The organism is Roseicyclus salinarum (genome assembly GCF_029624655.1).
In the GTDB taxonomy this organism is placed as follows: domain Bacteria; phylum Pseudomonadota; class Alphaproteobacteria; order Rhodobacterales; family Rhodobacteraceae; genus Roseibacterium; species Roseibacterium salinarum.
Window position 1 is genome coordinate 1 of the sequence record NZ_JARRSA010000019.1, and the last position, 24,000, is coordinate 24,000.

25 protein-coding genes are annotated in these 24,000 nt (G+C 67.4%); 3 read left to right on the top strand and 22 right to left on the bottom strand.

Translation table 11 applies throughout. The annotated features are described in order from the left end of the window. From P6F26_RS13010 to P6F26_RS13035, 6 genes are all read right to left on the bottom strand, one after another. Nucleotides 1-203: SDR family NAD(P)-dependent oxidoreductase (locus P6F26_RS13010; RefSeq protein WP_278029126.1), on the bottom strand; the 203-nt coding region annotated here is incomplete at its 3' end. Next, nucleotides 200-1,693: an FAD-dependent oxidoreductase gene (locus P6F26_RS13015; RefSeq protein WP_278029127.1), complete on the bottom strand. Its 1,494-nt coding sequence runs from the start codon at nt 1,691-1,693 to the stop codon at nt 200-202. The genes P6F26_RS13015 and P6F26_RS13010, both read right to left, overlap by 4 nt. Before the next feature lie 154 nt (nt 1,694-1,847). After that, complete coding sequence (locus P6F26_RS13020; protein ID WP_278029128.1) at nt 1,848-2,963, bottom strand: ABC transporter ATP-binding protein; 1,116 nt, start codon at nt 2,961-2,963, stop codon at nt 1,848-1,850. 85 nt (nt 2,964-3,048) lie between these two features. Beyond that, a complete protein-coding gene (locus tag P6F26_RS13025; protein WP_278029129.1) occupies nt 3,049-3,930 on the bottom strand; it encodes a carbohydrate ABC transporter permease in 882 nt (293 codons plus the stop codon). Further along, complete coding sequence (locus P6F26_RS13030; RefSeq protein ID WP_278029130.1) at nt 3,930-4,853, bottom strand: carbohydrate ABC transporter permease; 924 nt, start codon at nt 4,851-4,853, stop codon at nt 3,930-3,932. Before P6F26_RS13030 ends, P6F26_RS13025 begins: the two co-directional genes overlap by 1 nt. Nucleotides 4,854-4,939: 86 nt before the next feature. After that, a complete protein-coding gene (locus tag P6F26_RS13035; RefSeq protein WP_278029131.1) occupies nt 4,940-6,190 on the bottom strand; it encodes an ABC transporter substrate-binding protein in 1,251 nt (416 codons plus the stop codon). A gap of 235 nt (nt 6,191-6,425) precedes the next feature. Between P6F26_RS13035 and P6F26_RS13040 the strand changes: the two genes are divergently transcribed. Continuing rightward, nucleotides 6,426-7,460: a LacI family transcriptional regulator gene (locus P6F26_RS13040; RefSeq protein ID WP_278029132.1), complete on the top strand. Its 1,035-nt coding sequence runs from the start codon at nt 6,426-6,428 to the stop codon at nt 7,458-7,460. Between the two features lie 16 nt (nt 7,461-7,476). Here P6F26_RS13040 and P6F26_RS13045 read toward each other — a convergent pair whose 3' ends face one another. From P6F26_RS13045 to P6F26_RS13055, 3 genes are read right to left on the bottom strand one after another with little or no spacing between them, the layout of a single operon-like run. Then, a complete protein-coding gene (locus P6F26_RS13045) occupies nt 7,477-8,244 on the bottom strand; it encodes an enoyl-CoA hydratase/isomerase family protein (protein ID WP_278029133.1) in 768 nt (255 codons plus the stop codon). Further along, nucleotides 8,241-9,812 (bottom strand): acyl CoA:acetate/3-ketoacid CoA transferase, encoded by a 1,572-nt coding sequence (locus tag P6F26_RS13050; RefSeq protein WP_278029134.1) that lies wholly within the window; start codon nt 9,810-9,812, stop codon nt 8,241-8,243. Before P6F26_RS13050 ends, P6F26_RS13045 begins: the two co-directional genes overlap by 4 nt. Nucleotides 9,813-9,815: 3 nt before the next feature. After that, complete coding sequence (locus tag P6F26_RS13055; protein ID WP_278029135.1) at nt 9,816-10,811, bottom strand: Gfo/Idh/MocA family protein; 996 nt, start codon at nt 10,809-10,811, stop codon at nt 9,816-9,818. A gap of 196 nt (nt 10,812-11,007) precedes the next feature. On the opposite strand from P6F26_RS13055, the gene P6F26_RS13060 reads away from it, so the two are divergent. Then, entirely contained in the window at nt 11,008-11,922 is a 915-nt protein-coding gene (locus P6F26_RS13060) for an MBL fold metallo-hydrolase (protein ID WP_347403044.1), read from the top strand. Here P6F26_RS13060 and P6F26_RS13065 read toward each other — a convergent pair. The 13 genes from P6F26_RS13065 to P6F26_RS13125 form a co-directional block, all read right to left on the bottom strand. Beyond that, the gene (locus tag P6F26_RS13065; RefSeq protein ID WP_278029136.1) at nt 11,919-12,980 is read right to left on the bottom strand and encodes a YeeE/YedE family protein; all 1,062 of its coding nucleotides are present in this window, start codon (nt 12,978-12,980) and stop codon (nt 11,919-11,921) included. The two genes, P6F26_RS13060 and P6F26_RS13065, sit on opposite strands and share 4 nt — an antisense overlap. 83 nt (nt 12,981-13,063) lie before the next feature. Then, on the bottom strand, nt 13,064-13,504 hold the full coding sequence (locus P6F26_RS13070; RefSeq protein WP_278029137.1) for a DUF302 domain-containing protein: 441 nt from the start codon (nt 13,502-13,504) through the stop codon (nt 13,064-13,066). A gap of 66 nt (nt 13,505-13,570) precedes the next feature. After that, complete coding sequence (locus tag P6F26_RS13075) at nt 13,571-14,836, bottom strand: NAD(P)/FAD-dependent oxidoreductase (protein WP_278029138.1); 1,266 nt, start codon at nt 14,834-14,836, stop codon at nt 13,571-13,573. Nucleotides 14,837-14,919: 83 nt separating this feature from the next. Further along, nucleotides 14,920-15,591: a c-type cytochrome gene (locus tag P6F26_RS13080; RefSeq protein ID WP_278029183.1), complete on the bottom strand. Its 672-nt coding sequence runs from the start codon at nt 15,589-15,591 to the stop codon at nt 14,920-14,922. Between the two features lie 13 nt (nt 15,592-15,604). Beyond that, the gene (locus tag P6F26_RS13085; RefSeq protein WP_278029139.1) at nt 15,605-16,660 is read right to left on the bottom strand and encodes a c-type cytochrome; all 1,056 of its coding nucleotides are present in this window, start codon (nt 16,658-16,660) and stop codon (nt 15,605-15,607) included. Between the two features lie 2 nt (nt 16,661-16,662). Then, complete coding sequence (gene soxC, locus P6F26_RS13090; RefSeq protein ID WP_278029140.1) at nt 16,663-17,934, bottom strand: sulfite dehydrogenase; 1,272 nt, start codon at nt 17,932-17,934, stop codon at nt 16,663-16,665. A 37-nt stretch (nt 17,935-17,971) separates the two neighbouring features. Then, complete coding sequence (gene soxB / locus P6F26_RS13095; protein WP_278029141.1) at nt 17,972-19,666, bottom strand: thiosulfohydrolase SoxB; 1,695 nt, start codon at nt 19,664-19,666, stop codon at nt 17,972-17,974. Between the two features lie 84 nt (nt 19,667-19,750). Continuing rightward, a complete protein-coding gene (gene soxA, locus P6F26_RS13100; RefSeq protein ID WP_278029142.1) occupies nt 19,751-20,614 on the bottom strand; it encodes a sulfur oxidation c-type cytochrome SoxA in 864 nt (287 codons plus the stop codon). 40 nt (nt 20,615-20,654) lie between these two features. Then, nucleotides 20,655-20,984 (bottom strand): thiosulfate oxidation carrier complex protein SoxZ, encoded by a 330-nt coding sequence (gene soxZ / locus P6F26_RS13105; protein ID WP_278029143.1) that lies wholly within the window; start codon nt 20,982-20,984, stop codon nt 20,655-20,657. 19 nt (nt 20,985-21,003) lie between these two features. Continuing rightward, entirely contained in the window at nt 21,004-21,426 is a 423-nt protein-coding gene (gene soxY / locus P6F26_RS13110; RefSeq protein WP_278029144.1) for a thiosulfate oxidation carrier protein SoxY, read from the bottom strand. A gap of 31 nt (nt 21,427-21,457) precedes the next feature. Beyond that, complete coding sequence (gene soxX / locus P6F26_RS13115; protein WP_278029145.1) at nt 21,458-21,901, bottom strand: sulfur oxidation c-type cytochrome SoxX; 444 nt, start codon at nt 21,899-21,901, stop codon at nt 21,458-21,460. 161 nt (nt 21,902-22,062) lie between these two features. Then, on the bottom strand, nt 22,063-22,632 hold the full coding sequence (locus P6F26_RS13120; protein ID WP_278029146.1) for a thioredoxin family protein: 570 nt from the start codon (nt 22,630-22,632) through the stop codon (nt 22,063-22,065). 37 nt (nt 22,633-22,669) lie between these two features. Continuing rightward, on the bottom strand, nt 22,670-23,410 hold the full coding sequence (locus tag P6F26_RS13125; RefSeq protein WP_278029147.1) for a cytochrome c biogenesis CcdA family protein: 741 nt from the start codon (nt 23,408-23,410) through the stop codon (nt 22,670-22,672). A gap of 95 nt (nt 23,411-23,505) precedes the next feature. Between P6F26_RS13125 and P6F26_RS13130 the strand changes: the two genes are divergently transcribed. Continuing rightward, nucleotides 23,506-23,853 carry a hypothetical protein gene (locus P6F26_RS13130; RefSeq protein WP_278029148.1) on the top strand — a complete coding sequence of 116 codons (348 nt, stop codon included), beginning with the start codon at nt 23,506-23,508 and terminating at the stop codon, nt 23,851-23,853. Nucleotides 23,854-24,000: the final 147 nt, after the last annotated feature.

Below are 24,000 nucleotides of genomic sequence, written 5' to 3' on the forward strand. Positions count from 1 at the left end.
GCGGGGCCGATGGCGGCGATGTCGGCGACGTCGTGCCGGACGTGAACCGCGCCGGGCATGGCCGCCAGCGCCGCGCCGACCGCCTCGTCGTGGCCATCTCGCTCGGACATGATGGCGACGCGCCAGCCCGCCGCGTGCAGCGCCCGCGCTATCCCGAGGCCGATGCCCTGCTGCCCGCCCGTGACAAGCGCCGTTCCGGTCATGCCGCCACCTCCTCGTGAAGCGTTCGCGTCAGGGCGTGACCCACGCGCAGCGCGTGCGCGGCGACGGTCAGGGACGGGTTCACGGCGCCCGAGGTCGGCAGGACGCTGGCGTCCGCGATCCAGAGGTTGCCGTGGTCATGCGCCCTGCCCCACGGGCCCACGACGCTGGCGGCGGGGTCGTCGCCCATGCGGGCCGTGCCGCATTGATGCGACGGCGTGCGGCGGTCGAAGGGCCGCGACAGGATCAGGGGGAATCCCGCGCGCCGCAGCGCGGACCGAAGCGCCGCCAGAAGCCTCTCGTGCGCCTCGCGGTTCGATCGGGTCCAGTTCAGGACGATGTCCGCGCCCTTCAGCGTCACGCGGCTGTCGGGATCGGGCAGGTCCTCGGACATGACGTAGAAATCGATGGCCCGGTCCGAGATCATTCTCGCGATCGGGCGCGGCAGGCCCGTCTGCGCGGCGAGGATCGGCCCCGAGACGCGGCCAAGAAGCTGGACGTTGCCCAAGGGCTCGCCCTCGGGGCCCCCGGAATTGTACCAGTCGTTGATGTAGAGGGTCTTCTGGTAGACCGTCCTGTTGCGCCTCGGCGACAGGGCGAGCAGGCCCGAGGCGTTGTGGTTCATGAAGTTGCGCCCGACCTGGTCGGACCGGTTGGCCAGGCCGCGCGGATGATCGCCGGAGGCCGAGCGCAGAAGCAGGGCGGCGGTATGGACGGCGCCCGCAGCCAGAACGACCTGCCGCGCCGCGATCGGTCCCGCGCTGGTCACGACGGCCGTGACCCGGCCCGCCGCACCGGCCTCCAGGCGTTCGACCGTGACGCCCGTGCGCAGCTCCACGCCGGGATGTTTTAGCGCCGCGGCGAGGCCGACGCTTTCGGCGTCCATCTTAGCGCCCGTCGTGCAGGGATAGGCGTCCCACGGCGTGCGCGCCCGCGCCAGCCATCGCTCGATGTCGACGCCGAGCGGCAGCGCGGCGGGGTGCAGGCCCACGGCCTTCAGGCGTCTCTCCAGATCGGCGATCTCGGGCTCGTGCGGGACGGGTGGACGCGGATAGACGCCCGAATGCGGCGGCTCCGTCGGATCCGCGCCGAGCATCCCGCACACGCGATAGAGGTCCTCGGCGCGCTGATACCACGGCTCGAGATCGTCATACCCGATGGGCCAGCCGGGCGTCGAACCGCCGAAATGCCGGCGGGGCGCGAAATCCTCGGCGCGGTAGCGCATCAGGACGGCCCCGTAGAACTTGGTGTTCCCGCCAACGCAGGCGTAGTTGCCGGGGTTGAACCGCTCGCCCTCGGGCGTCAGCCACGTCTCCTTCGGACGGAAATACCCGCGCGCGAAGATGGCCTCGGCGTCGCGCGCCTCGGCGGTGTCGGCCAGACGCTCGCCGCGTTCGAGGATGACGATGCGCCGGCCGGAGGGCGCGAGGGCCGCGGCGGTCGTGGCACCCCCCATCCCCGAGCCCACGATCAGGACATCCACCTCTTCCACAGCGGTCAGATCCTCTTCCCGGAGGATCGCGTTCCGGACCCTCGTGCCACCGGACAGCCCGCGCCCGGGTGCCCTTGCCGCCCGGTCGGAGAGTCCTATTGGATCGTTCCAATAGCAGATCCGACGCGGCCATCCAAGGGCCGCGTTCGCGATTTCAGCCGATGCGCGCTTCGGTCTTCGGGTCGAAAAGGACCGCCTTGTCCATGTTGACCGCGAACTCGAACACCTGACCGGGATGCACGTCGGCATCGGCCCGCATCCGGGCGATGGTATCCTTGCCCGACAGCGTCATGGTCACGAAGGTGTCGGACCCTGCCGGCTCGGTCACGGTGACCATGTTGGGCAGCGACTGCACGTTGCGGGCGTTGCGGTCCGCGCCTTCCGGATCGGTGATGGCCTCGGGGCGGATGCCGAGGATGACAGAGCGGTCCTTGTAGTCCGCGTAGGCGGCAGGCGCGCCCTCGATCCGAAGGGGAATGTCGCGGCCCTCATGGTCCGTGATAAGCGCATGAAGAGCGCCGTTCTGCTCGATCAGGCGCGCGTCGAGAACGTTCATCGCGGGACTTCCCATGAAGGTGGCGACGAACAGGTTCGAAGGGTTGTCGTAGATCTGCTTGGGCGTGCCGAGCTGCTGGACGTAACCGTCATACATGACCGCGATTCGGGTCGAAAGGGTCATCGCCTCGATCTGGTCATGGGTGACGTAGACGATCGTGGTGCCGAGCTTGTGGTGCAGCTTCTTGATCTCGGTGCGCATGTCCACGCGGAGCTTCGCGTCGAGGTTCGACAGCGGCTCGTCGAAGAGGAATACGTCGGGATTGCGCACCAGCGCCCGGCCCATCGCCACGCGCTGCCGCTGGCCGCCCGAAAGCTGTCCGGGCTTGCGGGTCAGAAGCTGCTCGATCTGGAGAAGCTCGGCGACCTCGTGCATCTTCTTTTCGCGTTCGTCCTTGGGCACGCCGTGCATCTCGAGGCCGAAGGTGATGTTCTGCCCGACCGTCATGTTGGGGTAGAGCGCGTAGGACTGGAACACCATCGCGATGTTGCGCTTGGAGGGATGGACCCCGTTCACGACGCGGTCGCGGATCTTGATCTCGCCGCTGCTGATGCCCTCGAGGCCCGCGATCATGTTCAGAAGCGTGGACTTGCCGCAGCCCGAAGGCCCCACGAGCACGAGAAACTCGCCCTCCTCCACCTCGATGTCGACGTGGTGGAGCACCTCGACGGCGCCGTAGGACTTGGTGACTTTGTCGATGTCGAGGAAACCCATGGGCTCAATCCTTCGGATGCGCCGGCGCGACCGGCATTTGCAACGCGCCGTCGGCGCCTTTCTTCTCGCTACACACAAACATGCCTCACCCCTTCACGGAGCCGGCCATGAGGCCGCGGACGAAGTAGCGGCCGGCCACGATGTACACGAGCAGCGTCGGCGCGGCGGCCATGATCGCGCCGGCGAAATGGACGTTGTATTCGCGCACGCCCGTCGAGGAGTTGACGAGGTTGTTGAGCGCCACCGTCATCGGCGCCGACCCTCCCGACGCGAAGGAGGCGCCGAAGAGGAAGTCGTTCCAGATGTTGGTGAACTGCCAGATGAAGCTGACGGCGATGATCGGCCCGGACGAGGGCAGCATGATCCTCCAGAAGATCTGGAAGAAGCCCGCCCCGTCGATCTGCGCGGCGCGCACCAGCTCGGTCGGGAAAGCCGCGTAGTAGTTGCGGAAATAGAGCGTGGTGAAGCCGATGCCGTAGACGAAGTGAACCAGGATCAGGCCGGGCGTGGTGCCCGCGATGCCCAGAATGCCGAGGATCCGCGCCATCGGGATCAGCACGATCTGGAACGGGATGAAGCACGAGAACAGCAGAAGCCCGAAGATCAGCGTGTCGCCCCGGAACCGCCATTTGGTCAGGACGTAGCCGTTCAGCGCGCCCACGATCGTGGACATCAGGACCGCCGGAACGGCCATGACGATCGAATTGAAGAAATAGGGCCTGAGGCCGGTCGGCTGCACGCCGATCTGCGCGGTGGACCATGCCGAAAGCCACGGCTCGATCGTCCAGTCCCGCGGCAGCGCGATCATGCCGCCGCCGGTGATCTCTTCCAGCGGCTTCAGCGAGTTGATCAGCATGATCATGAACGGCAGCAGGTAGAACAGCGCGAACAGCAGCAGGAAGAGGTAGATGAAGGCGCGGGTCACGCTGGAGGCGCGCACGACGTTGTCGGTGGATGCGACGGCCATCACTTCTTCTCCCGCAGTTCGGCGTAGAGGTAGGGCACCATGATCGCCGCGATGGTCATCAGCATGATCACCGCCGAGGAGGCGCCGATCCCCATCTGGTTGCGCGTGAAGGTGTAGGAATACATGAACGTCGCCGGAAGCGCCGTGGCGTTGCCCGGCCCCCCGCCCGTCAGCGCGATCACGAGGTCGTAGCTCTTGATGGCGAGGTGCGAGAGGATGACGAAGGCCGACAGGAACGCGGGGCGCAGCTGCGGCAGGATGATCCTGCGATACAGCTGCCAGCTTGACGCGCCGTCCATCTGCGCGGCCTTCAGGATCTCGTTGTCGATGCCGCGAAGCCCGGCGAGGAACATCGCCATCACGAAGCCCGAGGATTGCCAGACCGCGGCGATGACGACGGTATAGATCGCCATCTCGCGGTCCTTGATCCAGTCGAAGGTGAAGTCCTCGAACCCCCAGAGGTGCATCGTGTTCTCGATACCGATGCCGGGGTCGAGGAACCATTTCCACGCGGTCCCGGTCACGATGAAGCTGAGCGCCATCGGATAAAGGAAGATCGGCCTCAGCACGCCCTCGCCGCGGATCTTCTGATCGAGGAAGATCGCCAGCAGAAGGCCGATGACAGTGGAGATGACGATGTAGAGCGAGGCGAAGATCGCGAGGTTCGTCAGCGCGACGTTCCACTCGCGGATGCGGAAGAGCCTGTCGTAGTTCTGCCAGCCGACCCATTCGTAGGACGGGAGCATCCGGCTGTCGGTGAAGCTGAGGTAGATGGTGAAGGCGATGAAGCCGTAGACGAAGATCACCATCACCGCGAAGGACGGCGCAAGGACGATCTTCGGAAGCCAGCCCTGCAGGCGCGTGCGGAAATCCTCGCGCGGCTGTTCCACATGCGGGCGCACGGGTGCGTCGCTGATGGCCATTGTCCCTCCCCCTCGGTGTCTTGTCGGTCCCGGCCGGGGGCCGGAACGGTGCGGGCCGGTCCCGAAGGACCGGCCCGGCGCGCCCGTTACTGGGCGATCTCGACTGCGGTCACGAGCTCCTGCGCCGCCGTCTCGGCGTCGTACTCGCCGTTGAAGTGCGCGGTGATCACGTCATACATGGCGTTCTGCACCGACGGCGGGTTGGCGTGGCCATGGGCCATCGACCCGAAGAGCGTGCCGTTCTCGGCGGCCGCGGCCAGCTGCTCCATGCCCATCTGGCCGCACATGTCGAACTGCTCCGAGGAGACGTCCGTCCGTGCGGGCACCGAGCCCTTCACGAGGTTGAAGGCGATCTGGAAGTCGGGGCTCATCACGGCGTCGGCCATGGCGAGCTGCGACGCCCGGTCCTGCTCGTCGCCGCCTTCGAACATCGCGAACTGGTCGGAGTTGAACATGACGTTGCCCTGCGTGCCGGGCACGCGGAAGCAGGTGAATTCCTCGCCTGCGGTCTGGCCCGCGTTCACGAACTCGCCCTTGGCCCAGTCGCCCATGATCTGGAACAGCGCCTCGCCGTTGATGACCATGGCCGAGGCCAGGTTCCAGTCTCGGCCCGAGAAGTTCTCGTCCACGAAGCCGCGCAGCGTCTCCATCCGGCGGAACGCCTCGACCATCTGCTCCGAGCCGAGCGCCTCGGGGTCGAGCTCGACCATGGAGGCCTCGTAGAACTCGGGGCCGCCGACGCCCATCACCATCGATTCGAAGACCGTGGCGTCCTGCCAGGCCTGTCCGCCATGCGCCAGCGCGGTGTAGCCCGCGTCCTGCGCGGCCTGCATCGCGGCGACGAAATCTTCCCACGTCTCGGGCTGCTCGAGGCCGAGCTCGTCCATGAGTGCGGTGTTCGCCCAGACCCAGTTGGTCGAGTGGACGTTCACGGGTGCGGCAACCCAGTTGCCGTCATAGGTCGAGAAGGCCTGGATCGCTTCCGGGACAACCTCGCCCCAGTTCTCTTCCTCGGCCAGCTCGTTCAGGTTGGCGAGCGCGCCCTCGGCCGCCCAGTCCTGGATCGAGAAGCCGAGCATCTGCACCGCGGTCGGCGCGTCGCCGGCCGTGACGCGGGCCCGCAGCACGGTCATCGCGTCCGATCCGCCGCCGCCTGCGACCGGCATGTCGGTCCAGGAGATGCCCTGGCCCTCGAGGTCTCCCTTCAGGACGTTTAGCGCGGCAGCCTCGCCGCCCGACGTCCACCAGTGCAGCACTTCCACGTCCTGCGCGGATGCCACGGATGCGGACATCGCGAGGATGGCGGCGCTTGCCTGAAGCTTTCTAGTGATGGTCATTTCGGTCCTCCCTTTCGACCAAGGTCAACTTGGACTGTTCAATTCAAACGTTATAAATTGTAATCAAGTCAAGCCCGAATTGTTGCAAAAGGAAACCGGCAAAAAATCCGGACAACCCTGTAAACCAAACATTTTTCTGCGCTGCAGCTTTGCGTGCGCAGAAAATTGCAGGTATTGTAACGTTTGCAAAAAGGGGCATGATGACCGCGACTGCAACCGGGGGACGATGACGGAAATGGCGCGCGGCGTCGACACGGGACCAGCCCTCGCCGGCGGCGAGAAGCCGACGCTGCGCACCGTCGCGCAGGTGACGGGATTCTCCGTCGCGACGGTGTCCCGCGCACTGGCGGACGATCCGCGAATCGCCGTGAGGACCCGCGCCACGGTGGCCGAGGCGGCCAAGCGGCTGGGATACATTCCCGACCGGGCCGCGCGGCGTCTCAGGACAGGGCGCACGCAGGTCCTGACGCTTCTGCTGAACACCGAGCACGAGTTCCTCGGCTTCACGCACGAATTCCTGACCGGCATCACCGAGACGCTGCGGGGGACCGGCTATTCGATCACGGTCGTGCCCGAAGATCCCGGCGACGACAGGCTGGTGCCGGTGCGCACGATCCTGCGCAACAACCTCGCCGACGGGCTCCTGTTCACCCGAACCGAGACCTTCGACCCCCGCGTGCGCATGTTGATGGAGGCGGATTTCCCGTTCGTCAGCCATGGCCGGTCCGAGTTCACGATGCCCCATCCCTTCGTCGATTTCGACAACGAGGCCTTCGCCCGCGAGGCGGTGTCGCGGCTGGTCGGCAAGGGCCGCAAGCGCCTCAGCATGATCCTACCCGACGAGAAGTTCACCTTCAGCCAGCACCTGCGCTATGGCTTCACCGCCGCTGCGCGCGCCGCCGGCGTCGACCACGAGGTGCTGCCCGGCGTGACGCTCGATTCGGACCGCGAGCAGATCGCCCGAGCGCTCGCCGAGGCCCTGCGCGGTCAGGATGCACCCGACGGTTTCGTCTGCGTCGGCGAGGTCACGGCGCTTGTGACGATCGCCGCGCTTTCGGACGCGGGCCTCGTGCCCGGCATCGACGCCGACATCGTGGCAAAGCGCGCCTCGCCGATCTTCGACAACATCCGCCCGCGCATCGACACGGTCTTCGAGGACGTGCGCGCGACCGGCCGGACCATGGCCGACATGCTTCTGCGCCGCCTCGCGGGCGAGCCGCCCGAGAAACTCAACGTGCTGTTCAAGCCGGGCGAGGTGCAGGGCGCCTGATCGCGGCGCCACCCGGTCAGCGGCCCTTGAAGTCCGGCTTGCGCTTCTCGCCGAAGGCCGCGACGCCTTCGGCCTTGTCGTCCGTGGCCGCGATCATGCCGCCGCCAAGGGCCTCGATCATCGCCGGACGATCCTCGCCCACCGCCGCGTTGATCTGGTATTTCGCCACTTCCTGCGCGCGCGGCGCGGCGGCAAGCGCCCCCTCGGCGATGAGGCGCGCGGCGGCGAGCGGGTCCTCGGCCACCTCCGCGACGAAGCCCAGCGCAAGCGCGCGATCCGCGCTCAGGCGCCGGCCGAACAACGCCATTTCCCGCAGCACCGGCTCGGGCAGAAGCCGCGCAAGCCGCTGCGTCCCGGACCAGCCCGGCACGATCCCCACCTTCGCCTCGGGAAGCGCGAGCGTTGCGGCCGGCGCGAGGACGCGGATGTCGCAGGCGGCCGAAAGCTCGAGGCCGCCGCCGAAGGCATGGCCCTGCATCGCGGCGATCGTCGGCTTCGACAGGCGCGCGAGGCGGTCGAAGACCCGGTGGCCCAGCCGCACCCAGTGCCGCGCGAAGTCGGTCGGCGACAGCGCGCCCCAGCCGATGATGTCGGCCCCGGCGCAGAACGCGCGCTCGCCCTCGGCCGAGACGATGACCGCGCGCAGATCGAGGTTTGCGTCCACGGCGTCGCAATGCGCCTCAAGCTCGGCCAGCATTTCCGGCGTGAAGGCGTTGAGTTTCCCTGGGTTGTTGAGGTGCAGCCGGGCGACCGGCCCCTCGACGTGAAGCTCGACACGGCTCATGGCGTCATCCCCATCGGCGTTTCGCGCAGGAGGGCCTGCGGCATGACTGTTGCGTCGCCGGCCACGGAGACCCTGCCCTCGCTGGCCTCCACGATATCGCGGCCGGGCTCGATGCCGGGCATGATCTCGGTGGCGACGAGGCCATCCTCCGTCAGGCGCATCACGCAGCGCTCGGTGACGTAGAGCACCTCCTGCCCGGTGCGCAGCGCCCGCTGCCCCGAGAAGGTCACATGCTCCACGGCGGGCACCATCTTGGTGAACCGGCCCGGCCTCACCACGCGCAGCGCGGCGTCGGTCAGCGCAAGCTCGGCGCCAGCCTCGAAATACCCCGAGAATACGATCTTGCGCGCATGCGAGGTGATGTCCACGAAACCGCCGCACCCCGCCGTCAGATAGGGCTTCTTGCCCAGCTTGGAGACGTTGACGTTCCCCTCCACGTCCACCTCGAGGAAGGACAGGAACGACATGTCGAAGCCGCCGCCCTGGAAGTAGGTGAACTGGCTGGGGCTGGGCACGAAGGCATCGGCGTTGGACGCGCAGCCGAAGGCGAAGCCGGTCAGCGGCATCCCCCCCACCGCGCCCTGCTCGATCGCCCATGTGACCGCGCGCGGATAGCCTTCTTCTAGAAGAATTCGCGGCACCATCGCCGATATGCCGAAGCCGAGGTTCGCAGTCATGCCGCGCTTCAGTTCCATCGCGGCGCGCCGCGCGATCACCTTCTCGACGCCGTGCTCGGCCAGCGAGAAACTGTCCCAGGGCCGCATGATCTCGCCCGATATGGCGGGATCGTAGTCGGTTCCGGTCGTCTGCTTCTGGTCGGGTGCGACGACGATCAGGTCCACGAGGTGGCCGGGCACGTGCACATCATGGGGCCGCAGGCTGCCGGCTGCCGTCACGCGCTTGACCTGCGCGATGACGAGGCCGCCGTGGTTGCGCACCGCGATGGCCTGTTCGAGCCCCCCGAGATACGCGCCCTCGTGCTCGTAGGTCAGGTTGCCGGTCTCGTCCGCCGTGGTCGCCCGGATGATCGCGACGTCCGGCACGATGTTGGGAAAGTGGAGCCATGTGTCGCCGCCGAACTCGACGCGGCGCACGATGGGCCGGGACGCGGCCCGCCCGTTCATCGCACAACCCTCGCGGACCGGGTCCACGAAGGTCTCCAGACCCACCTTGGTCAGGACGCCGGGCCTGCGCGCGGCGACGTCGCGGTGCATGTCGAACATGATGCCCGAGGGCACGTTGTAGGCCGCGACGCGGTCCTCGGTGACCATGCGCCAGATCTCGGGCATCGCAAGCGAGGACGGGCCGGACGGATAGGACCCCGCCACGATGGTCGAAAGAAGCCCGTCCTTCGCGATGTGGTCGATCCCTTTCACGCCATACATGTCGCCCGCCGCGATCGGGTGCAGCGTGGTCAGGTCGCGCGGATGGCCCTCGGCGTCGAAACGCGCGCCGATGGCCTCGAGGACGGCGTCCGGGCAGCCCAGCGCGGAAGACGAGGAGACCGTGATCACCGCGCCGTCGGGAATGCGGGCCGCGGCCTCGGCCTTCGTGACGTGGCGCGCCATGGATCAGACCCCGCCGTAATCGACGGCCGTCCTGCGGCCGGAACGGGCAGCTTCGGCGACCGCCGCGGCGACCGCAAGCGACTTCACCCCGTCGACGCCGTCGGCGGCCGGCCGTCCTTTTCCGGCGCAGGCATCCTGGAAAAGGCGCGCAGCTCGGACATAAAGCCCGTGGTCGGAGAAGGGCACCGGTTCCTCGCCCGCCTCGGTCGTCAGCGTTATCTCGCCCACGGGCCGCTGCGTCATCACCCCGCGCGCGCGGATGGATCCGGCCGTGCCATGCACCTCGATCGCCGTTCCCGCATGGCGGTGCGAGAAGGCCTCGTGGGTCATCACCGTGGCGCCCGACGGCATCTCCCAGACCGACATGACGCTGTCCTCGACACCGGACGCCATGCCCGAGTTCGACGCGATGGCCACGACCCCGGCCGGGTCCTCGCCAAGGTGGAAGCGCACCGTGTCCGCGTCATGCACCACGATGTCGGGGATCACGCCGCCCCCGGCCGCGGGGTCGTCGAGCCGCCAGCCCTGAAGATGCGGCGGCAGGAAGACGGCGTGCATCACGCGCACCGACAGGACCTCGCCGATCCGGCCCGCGCCGATCAGGTCGCGGATGGCGATGTGGCTGCCGGCGTTGCGCAAGTGGTGGTTGGTGGCGAAGACGAGGCCCGCCTCCTCCGCCGCCCTGACCATCGTGACCGCGTCGGCGACGGTCATTGCCAGCGGCTTCTCGCACAGGACATGCTTGCCCGCCGCGATGGCCGCCATGGCCTGCGCAAAGTGCTTCTCGTTCGTGGTCGAGATGTAGACCGCGTCGATGTCCCCAGCCAGAAGATCGTCGAGCCGCGCGTGGGGCTCGGGGATGCCGTGCGTGTCGGCATAGGACCGGGCGCGGTCGGGCGACGCGCTCAGGACCGATACGATCTCGCCGCCATTGGCGCGAAATGCCGACATCATGCTGGACGAGGCAATGTTGCTCGCTCCGATCAGACCCCAACGCATATCGTCTCCTTCGAGCTTGCGGAGTTCACCTGACGGCTTTTGGAACGATCCAATTCCGGAGTCAAGGCGCGCATCCGCCTGCGCGCCCCGATGCTGCGAACGAAGCTGTTCCATTCCCTGCCGCGAAATCATATCAAGAAAGATGAATATGAGTCCCGGGCCGTCGCCCGGCGACGACACAAGGGAGGACCGCCAAATGCCCGTGATGACCCGCCGCGCCTGTCTCGCAATGACCGTGTCCGCGGCCCTTCTGCCGAGGGCCGCCTTCAGCGCCGACCGCGTCGCCCTCGGCGATGCCGAACTCCTCGCGCTCAGCGACGGGCACCTGACGCTTCCGGCCGATTTCATCCTCGGCCTCGCGCCGCAGGACGACCTCGCGAGGATCTCGCCCGAACTCGGGATCGACCTTGCCGGGCCGCTCATGCCGCCCTGCAACGTCACGCTTCTGCGCGCGGGCGACCGGCGGGTGCTGTTCGACTGCGGCGCCGGGACGACCTTCCAGGCCAGCGCCGGGCGGCTTCCCGAGGCACTCGAGGCCGCCGGGCTCACGCCGGACGACATCACGGACGTCATCTTCACCCACGGGCATCCCGACCACCTCTGGGGCGTGCTGGACGATTTCGACGAGCCGATGTTCCTGAACGCCACCCACCGGATCGGCCGCGTCGAGCGCGACTACTGGCTCGACCCCGACACCATCGGGACGATCGGCGAAGCGCGCGCGAGCTTCGCGGCGGGCGCGAGCCGCCGGCTGGAAGCGATGGAGGACATGCTGGAGACCTTCGAGGACGGCGACGAGGTCGTGCCCGGCGTGGCGGCGATGCTGACGCCGGGCCATACGCCGGGACACATGTCATTCGAGATCGCGGCAGGCGGGCAGACGGCCATGGTCATCGGTGACGCCATCGGGAACGATCACGTCGCGATGGCGCGTCCGGCCTGGCATTCCGGCGCCGATCAGGACCCCGAGACGGGCGCTGCGACGCGGCTGCGGCTTCTGGACCGCCTGTCGGCCGAGGGCATGACGGCCGTGGGCTTTCACATGGGCGGCGGCGGGATCGGCCGGGTCGAGGCGGCGGGAGACGGTTACCGCTTCGTGACCGATCTCTAGGCAGCCGCGGGGCTGGCGCCGGCGGCGCGGTCGAGCAGCATCGTCGCCGCCATGCCGCCCGCCCAGATCGAGGCGCCCGCCACCCAGGCCGTCGCCGACATGACCGCGCCGCCCGAGACGGCGGCGCCCACGGCACAGCCCCCGGCCAGCATCGCGCCGAACCCCATCAGGACGGCGCCTGCGATATGGCGCTCCATCGGCGTGTCGGGACCGAAGCGCTGGATACTCCATTCCCGCGCCGCAAGCGCCGCCGCGCCCGCGCCGACGAACACGCCCGGCACAAGGCCGATACCGAAGGACAACGGCACGGAGCGTTGCGTCACCAAGGCCATGAGCGTGTCGGTGGCGGGACCGGTGAAGGTCACACTGGAGACGGGAACGATCTCGAACGAGGCCTGCGCGATCCTGTAGGTCAGGAACCAGCCCATCGTGACGGCGAGCCCGACGCCGACCGCGGCGAGCGAAGCGGCGACGCCCACGCCGCGCAGGCGTGCGAAGACAAGCGCCGCGAGCAGCGAGGCCGCGGCGACGGCCAGTACGGTTTCCCGCGAAAGCCCGAGGACCTGCATCGCGTCCCGCGCCGGCCCCGAGATCATCCAGAGCTGCGAGATGCCCTCGCGCATGGGCGCGAGGACACCGCTCAGCGCGGACTGGGCGACGAGGGTCAGCACGAGGCCGCTTACGAGCGCTCTGAGGTTGCCGGTCGCCGACAGGACGAGGAGACGGCTCGCACAGCCGCGCGCCAGCACCATCCCCACCCCGAACATCAGGCCGCCCACGATCGCGCCGGACATGCTGCCCGCCCCCGAGAGCTGTCGGGCGTCGGCCACCTCGAGCCAGCCGGCAAGGATCGCGCCCTGCGTCGAGGCGAGCGCCGTGGCGAAGACGATCAGCCAGACCGACATGCGCGGGCCGACTTGGCCGCGCGCGAGCTCTACCGTGGAGGCGCGAAGGCAGAATTGCGAGCGCTGCGCCGCCGCGCCGAAGACCAGCCCCGTCAAGAGGCCCGCCATCAGAAGCACGGCGCCGTCGCCGAATGTTTCGAGCAGGGTTTCCATCGCCGTCCCGTCCCGTTCCCGACCTTAAGACCGGTTAAGGCGGGACGGGACGAAACGCGTTGATTCAGGTCAACCGGGCGGCCTCACATGCCGCGCGCGGACAGGATGATGGCGTCGAGCATGGCCTCCACTTCCTGCATCGGCCCTTCGGGATAGGCGCGGTGGCCCAGCATCACCTCGCCGCCGCGTTCGGTCACGAAGATCGAGTAGGGGCAATGCGCGATGTTCATCGGGTCGGCCTCCATCACGCGGCGCGAGACCGCGGCCGAACAGAACAGGAAGATGTCGGCGTTCTCGAAGATCATCTCGTCCGACCCGACGTCCTCGCCCGTCCGGTTCAGCATGTCGCCGACGTGGGACACGTAGTCGATCACCAGGCCGCGATCGACGATGGCGCTCTCCACCGCGAAGGTCGCGTCGTCGAAATTGCCGTCGAAGCCGTAGGTGATGACCTCCTGCGCCTGCGCGGCGCCCGAAAGGGCCATCGCGGCGAAGATCGCGAAAGGTTTGAGCTGCGTCCGCATCCTGGTATCTCCCTTTGCCGTTGAGATGCGCGGGGGGCGGCGCGTCCCGCCCCCCGCCTCGTCGCGTCAGCCGAACATGTCCTCGACGATGGCGTCGTACCATCCGAGGCTCTCGCGGTAGGTCTCGGCGCGGGTCTCGGGCGTCTCGTCGATCTGGCTGATGAAGCTCGAGGTCGACACGATGCCCTCGTCGCTCGCCTCGTAGGTCGCGCCGACCTTCACGCCGTCCTCGGTGTCGATCAGCGACCAGCAGGTGTTGGCGTAGCGCGCCGGGAAGGCGCGCGTGTCCGTCAGCGCGGCGACGATCGCGTTCGCCGCCACCTTGGCCTGGCTGTTCGCCGCGAAGCCCGACTTCGGCATCGCACCCTGGGCGGCGCTGTCGCCGAGGACGTGGATCTGGGGATCCACCCGGCTCGACATGTCGTACGCCGAGACCGGCGCCCAGTCGCCGTCGGCAAGTCCGGCCTCGTGAGCGATCAGCCCCGCGCGCTGCGCCGGGATGACGTTGCAGACATCGACGTTCTCCACGACGCCGTCGATGGTCAGCGTCATGGCGGCGGGGTCCACCTCGACGTTGCCGCCGCCGAAATCCGGGCCGATGCGGGTGATCATGCCGGAATAGTGCCGGTTCCAGCCATCCTCGAAGAGCGCCTGCTTCGAGAAGCTCTCCTTGGGATCGGCAATCAGGATCTTCGCGGTCGGATTGATCGCGCTCAGCATGTGGGCGACCATCGACACCCGCTCGTAGGGGCCGGGCGGGCAGCGGTAGGGGTTGGGCGGCGCAACCATCGCGTAGGTGCCGCCCTCGGGCATCGCCTCGACCTGCGCCTTGAGAAGCTGCGCCTGCGTGCCGCCCTTGTAGGCGTGGGGCATCGCGGTCTGCGCCGCGAGCGACCATCCCGGCACGCTCTCCTCGATGAAGTCGATGCCGGGGCTCAGCACGAGGCGGTCGTAGGGCAGCGATCCGCCGCCGGCGAGGCGGACGGTCCTCGCGTCCCGGTCCACCGCCGTCGCCCAGTCATGCACGACGTTGATCCCGTAGTCCGAGGCGAGCGTGCCGTAGGTATGGCCGAGGTCGTCGAACTCCTGGAAGCCACCGATGTAGAGGTTCGAGAAGAAGCAGGTGAAGTAGGCGCGCGAGGGTTCGATCAGGGTGACGTCGATGGCGCCTGCGCTGTCGCGGGCGATGTAGCGCGCGGCGGTCGCGCCGCCCGCGCCGCCGCCCACGACGACGACCTTCGGCCGGGACTGCGCCCTGGCGATCATCGGCGTGGCCAGCGTGGTCGTCACGGCGGCGGCCGTTCCCAGGAATTTGCGTCGGTCCAATGTCATCGGTAGCTCCTCCCATTTTGCGCAGACCTGCGCGTTACATACGCTCAGACTACCGGTTTCCGCCGTTCATTTCGCCTGGTTTTTCAATCAGCGGTTGACCCGAAATATGCAGCCAGCGCCGCGATCTCCTCGTCGCCCAGACGCGCGGCGAGGGTGTTCATGACCTGATGCTCCCGCGCGCCCGAGCGGTATGCCTCCAACGCCGAGACGAACACCTGCCGCGGCAGTCCGCGGACCGAGGGGATGCCCTCGCCGCCCGCGCCGACGTGGCACGAGGTGCATTCCGACGAGAGATACTGACCGTAGGCCAGGTCGCCCTCGATCTCGAGGATCGCCGCCACCTCGGGAGAGGGGCCTTCGTCCCCACCGGGGTCCGCACCGCCGCCTTCTTCTACAAGATATGCGATGAGGTCGCTCCGGTCGTCGCTGGACCGGATGCCCCGGAAGACCATGGACGTGCCCGGAATGAAGCCGCCCGGATTGGCCAGGAACGAGTCGAGCGCGGCCTCGGACCAGGCGCCGACCTCCGCCGACCTGTCGAGCAGCGCCTGCGAGTAGCCATAGCCCTCCGCGCCGCCCAGCGGGCGTCCGACGATCCCGTTCAGGTGCGGCCCGATGCGGTTGATGGCGCCCTCGCCGATCATGTGGCAGGCGGCGCAGGGACGGAACAAGATCGCCCCCCTTTCGGGATCGCCCTGCGCGGATGCGCCACCCGCAAGGCTGCAGGCGGCGATCGCGAAGGCCGGTATGCGCATCCTCACGCCCATCTCACTCCATGGTGCCGGCGGCCTCGATATATGCGATGACCGCCTCGATCTCGCTTTCCGACTGGAGCCCGCGGAACGCCATGCGGTTGCCCGGAAGGAAACCGCGGGGATCGGCGAGGTAGGCCGAAAGGTTGTCCTCGGTCCAGACCATGCCGTCGGCGCCCGCCTGTTGCAACGCCGGCGAGTAGCGGAAGCCGTCGTGGCTGGCCACCTCCATGCCGACGATACCGTTCAGGTGCGGGCCGACGCGGTTGCGCGCGCCCTCGCCAAGCTCGTGGCAGGCGGCGCAGGCGCGAAAGACCGTCTCGCCCTCGGCGACCAGGGCGGGATCGGGTCCCGCATCGCTGGTCATGTCCCGCTCGGCGGCCACGAAGGTCTCCCCGACGGCTTCCTCCTGCCCGGTGTCCGGCGTCACGTCGAGAACGGCCGCGCGCATCGTGATCTGCACGTCCTCGCGGCAGTCCGACATGCAGGGCTCGCGGGTGAATTGCGGAACCTCCGCCTCGTCACGGTCATCCATGAAGAAGCTGCCCTCGTTGGGCATCGCGACCTCGGTGAAGTTTTCGTTCGACAGCTCGAAGTCGTCCTCCACCATGTTGTTGAGATACATCAGATAGGCGGTGATCGCGTAGACGTCGTCGTCGCTGAGGCTTTGGGCGGAGCCGTAGGGCATCGCGCGGTGGACGTAGTCCCACACGGTCGAAAGGTAGGGCCAGTAGGAGCCGACGGTCTTCACCGGATCCTCGCCGTCGAGCGTGCCGAAGCCGCCCGCGAGGACCGGCCAGCGGCCGACCGCCTCGCCGAAATCGCCATGGCAGGCCGAGCATTGCGCCACGAAGACCTCCTCGCCGGTCCAGACGTCGCCCGATCCGACCGGCAGGCCCTCTCCGTCGGGTCTGACGTCGATGTCCCATGCCGCGACTTCCTCGGGGAGCGCGGCCCGACCGAGGCCATAGCCGCCCTCACGGGAAGGCGCGGGGGCTTCCTGCGCGATTGCGAAGATCGACGTGGTGGCAAGCAGGACGCCGGCGCCGGATGCAAGAATGACGTTCCTCATGATCAGCCGACCTCCACGTTTTCTGCCTGGCCGCTCTCGTTGATCGCCCAGGTCTGAATGCCGTTGTTGTGGTAGATGGAGTTCTCGCCCCGGATCTCGCGCAGCATGTTCTTGGTGGGCTGGACGTAACCGGTGGAATCGTGCGCCCGGCTCTGAAGCAGGAGCGGGCGGCCGTCCCAGTCGAACTCGTAGTAGAACCTGTGCATGGACTTGTCGAAGCTGGGCCCAGACATGCGCGCCTGATGCCAGTTCGCCCCGCCGTCGAGCGTCACGTCCACGCGCGGGATCGTGCCGCGGCCGGACCATGCGATGCCGGAGATGACCGTCGGACCGGGACCGTGGGTGATCGGGGCCTGCGGGCTGGGGCTGGTGATGACGGACTTCGCGTCCATCACCCATGTGAAGCGGCGCGCGTCGCCGTCCTCGAGAAGGTCGGTGTATTTCGACGTCTCCTCGCGGTGGTGCCAGGGCTGGTCGCCCACCTCGATCCGGCGGAGCCACTTCACCCACATGTTGCCCTCCCAGCCGGGCACCACGAGGCGGATCGGATAGCCCTGCTCGGGGCGGAGCGCCTCGCCGTTCATCTTGAAGGCGACAAGGCAATCGTCGAGCGCCTTCTCCAGCGGGACCGAGCGCGTCATGGCGGCGGCGTCGGCGCCTTCGGGCAGGATCCACGCGGCATTCGTGCGCAGGCCGGCCTCTTCCAGAAGAAGGCGGAGGGGCACGCCGGTATAGACCACGTTGTGGATCATCCCGTGCGTGAACTGCGCGCCGTTCAGCTGCGCGCCGCGCCACTCCATTCCGCTGTTGGCGGCGCATTCGAGGAAGTAGGTCCGGTTTTCGCGCGGGAAACGCATGAGGTCTTCCATGGTGAAGACCATGGGCGTGTCCACGAGGCCGTTGATCATCAGCCGGTGCATCCCGGGATCGATCTCGGCGACGCCGGAATGGTGACGCTCGAAGCACAGGCCGTTGGGTGTGATGATGCCGTCGAGTTCATGGATCGGCGTGAAGTTGACCGAGCTGACCGTGTCGGCCGTAAGCCATTCCACGTTGCGCCGCACGACATGCGCCTCGCTGGGCGAGGGAAGGCCGTAGGGGGCCGCATCGACGCCGGGACCGAGATACTGCTGCCACGGCTGCATCTCGACGATGGCCGGATCGGGCGCGGCCTGTGCATGGACGAGCCTGCCGGTGGCGAGCGCCCCGGTCGCGACGGCCGCGCCACCGAGAAAGCGACGCCGGGATGAGGAGAATTCCTTGTCGTCGGACATGTGTCTTCCTTTCGTCACGGGATGGTTCGCGGCGGCCTCAGCCGCGGACGACGTCAACGGTATCGTTCGGGTTGACCTCGACGGTGCCCGCGGCGCGGATGTGATCCTCCAGCACCTCCCAGATCGGCGGCCCCTCGGTGCCCTCGTTCACGCTCGCCCAGCCGGCGACGACGTAGTTGCGGTCGGCCTCGATCGCCTCGCCCGTAGACAGTAGCGTCATGTCGCTGATCCGGCTGCCCATCTCGGCGCGGATGTCGATGCGGTAGCCCATGCCGCCGATGCGGACCATGTCGCCGCCCTGCTGGTAGTAGGGATCGGGATTGAAGATGTTCTCGGCCACGTCCTCGAAGATCGTCTTCAGCATCTCGCCCGACATCTCGGTGCGGTAGGCGTTGGGGTAGGTCATGGCGGTGACGTTGTAGATGTCCTCGCGCGTGATCTCCTGCCCCGGAAGGATCGCGGCGCCCCAGCGGAAGCCGGGTGACAGCGCGATCTGCGCGTCGCGCTGGCTGATCAGCGCGTTGCAGATCACGTCGTCCCACGTGCCGTTGAAGTTGCCCCGCCGGAACAGCAGCGAACCCGAGGTGCCGATGACCTCGGACATCTCGGCCTCGAAGGGCGCGCGGCTCGCGGCGACCAGCGCAGACATCTCGGGATCAGGCGCGATCACGTCGGAAAAGATCGGGATCAGGCGGTGCGCGATGCCCTGCAGCCCGCCGTCCCGGACGTCGAGATCGACACGGCTGACGAACTTGCCGTGCGACCCGCTGGCGATGAGGAAGGTGTTCCCGACCTGAAGCGGCTCGGGCAGGGCGTCGTGGGTGTGACCGGTCAGGATGACGTCGATGCCGGGAATGTCGCGGGCGAACTTGCGATCCACGTCGAAACCGTTGTGCGACAGGAGGACGACGACCTCGGCGCCCGCCGCCCGCACCTCCTCGACCACTTCCGCGATCCGCTCTCGGCGCAGGCCGAAAGAGTATTCCGGGAACATCCAGGACGGGTTCGCGATCGGCATGTATGGGAAGGCCTGACCGATGACCGCGATCTGGGTGCCGCCGCGCTCGAACATGCGGTAGTCGTCGAAGACCGGCTCGTCCCATTCCACGTCGAAGATGTTCGCGCCTAGGAATGCCGGGCGAAGCGACGAGGCGATGATCTCGTTCACGCGGTCCGAGCCCAGCGTGAATTCCCAGTGCGACGTCATCGCGTCGCTGCCCAGCGCGTTGAAGAGGTCGACCATGTCCTGCCCTGCGGTCCGCAGCGCAGGAAGCGAGCCCTGCCACGTGTCGCCGCCGTCGAGGACCAGGGCGTCGGGACGCTCGGCCTTGATCGCCTTGACCACGGTCGAGATCCGGTCGAGTCCGCCCATCCGGCCATAGCTCCGCGCCAGCGACACGAAGTCGTCATAGGTCAGCGCGTAGTCCATCGCCGAGCCCTTCTCGATCCCGTAGGCGGCGCGGAACGCGTCGCCCGTCAGGTGCGGGGGCTGGCCGTCGGCCTCGCCGACGCCGATGTTGAATTCAGGCTCGCGGAAGAAGATCGGCTGCGTCTGGGCGTGAATGTCGGTGATGTGGATCAGCGTCACGTTGCCGAAACTGCTGGATCCGATCAGGTCGTCCTGGGACAGGACCTGCTGCGCCGCGAGGCGCGACCAGTTTCCGAAGCCCGAGGCCCCGTAAAGCGCTGTCGTCGCCATGGCGGCCTGGACGAAGTGGCGGCGGGAGATCATGGGTTCAACCTCAGGATTTATTCACAATATTGAATGTTTAAGCATGCAATCCGCCCCGGCGCGGAGGCCGAGGCGGATACCTGTTCAGTTGCGGACGGCCGGTCCCTCGACCGTCAGGCCGTTGCCGCGCGAGGCGACGTAAAGCTCGAGGGCCACGAACTCCGGGCTCCCGATCGAGAAGGTCTCGGCGCGCGTATCGCGGATGCAGCCGCGGAAGCGGTTGTGGATCCCCACGAGGTTCGCGTCCTTGAGCCGGTAGGTCGGGAAGCCGTTGACCTGGCCCTGGCTGAGGTGGTCGGCCCGGATCAGGTTGCCGTAGTTCTGCTCGTGGCAGTTGGCGCAGCTGAGCTCGAGCTGTCCGTAGCGGGTGTAGTAGATGTCCCGCCCCTGTTCCCAGGTGGACTGGGCCGGACCGTCGATGGCGACGTCCACGATCTGCCCGCGCCCGACCGAGGCGATGAGCGCCGTCATGTTGCGCATGTCCTGGCTGTTGTAGCCCCAGGGCTCCTCCATGCCCATGCGCTCGGTCTGGCATTCGATCACCTGCATCTCGACGGTCTGGACCTCGCCATGCTCCTCGTCCCACTGGGGATAGGTGGCGCGGACCGTCTCGAAATCCGACGGCGAGTGGCACGAGGCGCAGCTGTTGCCCTCGGACCCCATCTCCGTGTTGAAGGCCTCCATCGCCTGGTCGACGTAGATCATGCCCGGATTGTCGAAATCGTCGGCCTGCATGGCCTGCGTCTCGTCCGAACGGAACACCCAGCCCGAGTAGATCGTGCTGAGATGGCCGTCGAGATGCGCGGGCGCCGCCGTTTCTGTCACCATTTCGATCTCGCCGTTGACGACGAGGCTTTCATCGTCGCCGATATCGGCGTTGGCGACACTCGCGGCGGCGATTGCCAGAGCTGCGACCGCGCCTCCGCTGAGCAGTGTCTTTTTCTTCATGTCATTCCTCCCTTGCGACGGCTGGGTTCCGGACCGGTCCTCAGCTCACCGCGATCTCCGCCGTCTCCTCGTAGACGGAGCCGTCGTCGTCGTACCACGTGAACTGGAACGTTCCGCTTTCCGGCACGGTCGCATCGAACTGGAAATACGGGTTGGTCGAGATCGCGGGCTCGAGCGCGACCTCGATCACGTTCTGGCCGTTGAAGTCGCACACGAAGCGGTTGATGATCGAGCGCGGGATAACGTTGCCGTCCGAGTCTCGGCGTTGGCCGCTTTCCATCGGGTGGCTGATGAGCGTCCGCACGGAGACCACCTCGCCGGCCGAGGCCTCGCGGGGAACGCGGACGCGCGGGGTTACGTTGTCTGCCATTGTCCTATTCTCCCTGAACTCAGCCGCCGCAGCCGCCGATGGTCACGCGCACATGCTGGCGCGCCTGCTTGAAGGTGCCGTCCGACATCCGCGCGACGGCGATGACTTCCTGCTCCCCCGCGAGACGGATGCGGGTCGAGGCCGCCCGGCTGCCGGCCAGCGGACCGAAGTTGAAGGTGCACACGTCGGGGCTGGGGTTGCCGGCGGCGAGTATCATGATGGCCTCGGCGCCCGGCGCATCGACCTCGATCGGAACCGTGTTGCCGTTCTCGGCGATCTCGGGCGCGATCAGCGTCACGCCGTCCGATCCCAGTTCGGCCCCGCCGGTGAATGCGTTGATAGCCTCGTCCAGTTCCTGCGCCGAGGCGATGCTCGGCAGCCCGAAGAAGGCGGCGGCGGCGACCAGACCGGTGCCGACGAACTGCCTGCGTGATAGATCCATGAGAGTGTTCTCCTCGTTCAAGTGCCGCCGATCAGTACTCGGTCAGCGTCGACAGATATGCCACGACGTCTTCGACATCCTGCGCCGACAGGAGCGGGTCGAGTTCGCCCTCGGCCGCGCGGCCGGTGAAACCGTCGCCCGGACGCACGAAGCCCGAGACGCGGTAGAAGGACGGCATTATGGTATCGGGGAACATCGCCTTGGCGTTCACGACGATGCCGCGCAGGGCCGGTTCCTCCCAGCGCGCCCCGACGCCGTCGAGCGGCGGCCCGACCTCGCCGTGGAACGGGTAATCGTCGAGCGCGGACACCTGGTGGCAGGCGATGCAGTTCCCGAGGCCGCGCTCCACCATGACGGCCTTGCCCCGCTCGGGGTCGCCGGGCTCGCCGGTCAGGGACTGTTCGATGTCGCCGTATTCGTTCGTCGCGACATCATCTGGCGCGATCACGTCGGCATGAAGGGTAGTCGCAGCCATGGCTAAGCCGGCCGCCAAAAGAGTGTGGCGCTTCACGGTCATTCCTCCCTGGGGCGAGTTTGTGCCCCTTTGCATACCGTAGACTCAACTCGTCCGTCATTTCAACAATACATTTGTTTTTTTGCATATGACGCAGGCATCCTCCTGATATCGAAGAATTCTTACTCCGATATCGTGCCTCCTTCGCGCAACATCCGGGCATGGTAGGCCTGGAAACTTTCGTCGGAGTCGTAACCCTCCTCAAGGATCCAATGCAGCATGTTGCGCGTGGTTCCACGCCCGAACGCGCCCGGCATCGTCGCCACGGCGGCCTCCACCGCCGTCGCCTCCGGCGGCACGTCCTCGGGGAAGAAAAGGATCGTGGGCGTGAACAGCGTGCGCCAGCGCCGCACGGCGTCGCGCTCGCTGAGGGTTCGCCCGTCGAAATCGGTGACGTCGGTGCCCCCGTACATGTCTATCCGAACGAAGAAGAAGTCCTCGTTTAACATCTCGAGGATCTCGGGATCGACAAAGACCTCCTCGTGCATTTCGCGGCAATAGATGCAGCCGCGCTGCTCGATGATGACCGCGAAGCGCCGGCCCTCGGCGTTCGCCTCCACAAGGTCCTCGCGCAGGTCCTTGAACGTCTCGTTCAGCCACGGCGCGACGTGAAGCCCGTCGTCGCCGATCTCGGCCCACGCCGCCGTCGCCGCCAGAAACGCCGTCGCCGCGATTGCCAGAATTCCTTTCACCCTGATGCCTCCCTTGTTGCCAACCGTCGACCGACCTTCAGCCAATCGTCTGGAAAACCTCGAAATTCTGCAGCATCCACTGACCGATGTAGTTCATGGCGTTCGTCGCGATCAGCACGCCGAAAACGATCAGTGCCACGCCGGTCACGCGCTCGACCGCGCCGAGGTGACGGCGGAAGCGCGCCATGAATTTCATGAAGGGCCCAACGAAGGCCGCGGCCAGCACGAAGGGCAGCGTCATGCCCACGCCATAGGCCGTGAGCAGAAACGCGCCCTGCCCCGCCGTGTCCGTTCCCGCGGCCGTGAAAAGGATGGCCGCAAGGATCGGCCCCACGCAGGGCGTCCACCCGAAAGCGAACGCCAGCCCGATGAGGTAGGCGCCGCCGAGACCGAGGTTGCGCGTGTCGCCGGCCTCGCTGCGCCACTGGCGATTGAGCAGGCCGATGCGGAAGACGCCCAGGAAATGGAGCCCCATGACGATGATCAGCGCCGCCGCGATCCAGCGCAGCACGTCGAACCAGTCCCGGACCAGCTGGCCGAGGACCGACGCCGAGGCGCCGAGGCCGACGAAGACGGTCAGCATTCCCGCGGCGAAGAAGACGGAGCCAATGACCGCCCGCCCCCGCACCGCCACCGGGACGGCGCCATCGGTGGCCATCGTGTTGACACTTACCCCGGCGAGATAACTGAGGTAGAAAGGAACCATCGGCAGCACGCAGGGCGACACGAAGGACAGGAGCCCCGCAAGAAATGCGCCGGTCAGGCTGACGTCGAACATGGGTCCTCCCGATGCCAACACATTCACGAATTCATATTAGATCCGAGTATCGTGGCCGGTCAATCGGAACATGGAGCCCGGCGCTCGCGGGCCTCGTGACGACCGTCGTGGCGGCCTTTTTCGCCGTCGCGGCGCCGGCACGCGCGGACATGGCGCTTCTGATGTTCGAGGAGCCGGGCTGCGTCTGGTGCCTGCGCTGGACGGAAGACGTGGGGGGCGAATACCCGGTCACGCCCGAGGGGCGCGCGGCGCCGCTGGTGCGCCTCGAGCTTGGCGATCCGGTGCCGGAGCGGTTTACCCTCGCGTCGCCGCCGCGCTACTCGCCGACCTTCGTGCTGGTGGAGGACGGCTTTGAGGTCGGGCGGATCGAGGGCTATCCCGGCGAGGATTTCTTCTGGGGCCTGCTGGGCCGCCTCCTCGAGCGGACGGCGCCGCAAAGTTGAGCACGATGCGGCGAACACCGGTAACGACATACGGCGCAAGGTGGAGAATTCGCGCCCGTGCGGCTATGTGAAGGTGCAGACGGATACGATGGAACTTCGACGAGACGAGCCCGACGCGACAATGCCCGAGGACTGCTCCTACCCGCA